1 protein-coding gene is annotated in these 255 nt (G+C 59.6%); it reads right to left on the reverse strand.

The features are described 5' to 3' along the window. Window positions 1-255: AAA family ATPase (locus QSK25_RS45305; RefSeq protein ID WP_285647897.1), on the reverse strand; the 255-nt coding region annotated here is incomplete at both ends.

Below are 255 nucleotides of genomic sequence, written 5' to 3' on the forward strand. Positions count from 1 at the left end.
GCGCCATGTCCTTGTTCTTCAGCTGCGTCTCGACGCGGGCGATCATCAGGTCCACCATCTTGATGATCTCGTCCTGCGTGAGCTGGTGGAAGACGATGATGTCGTCGATGCGGTTGAGGAACTCGGGGCGGAAGTGCTTCTTCAGCTCGTCGTTGACCTTGTTCTTCATCCGCTCGTAGTTGGACGCGGTGTCCTGACCCGAGGTGAAGCCCAGACCGACGGCCTTGCTGATGTCGGACGTGCCCAGGTTCGAGG

Origin of the sequence: Lentzea sp. NBRC 102530, assembly GCF_030269365.1 — a bacterium.
Taxonomy (GTDB): Bacteria; Actinomycetota; Actinomycetes; order Mycobacteriales; family Pseudonocardiaceae; genus Lentzea.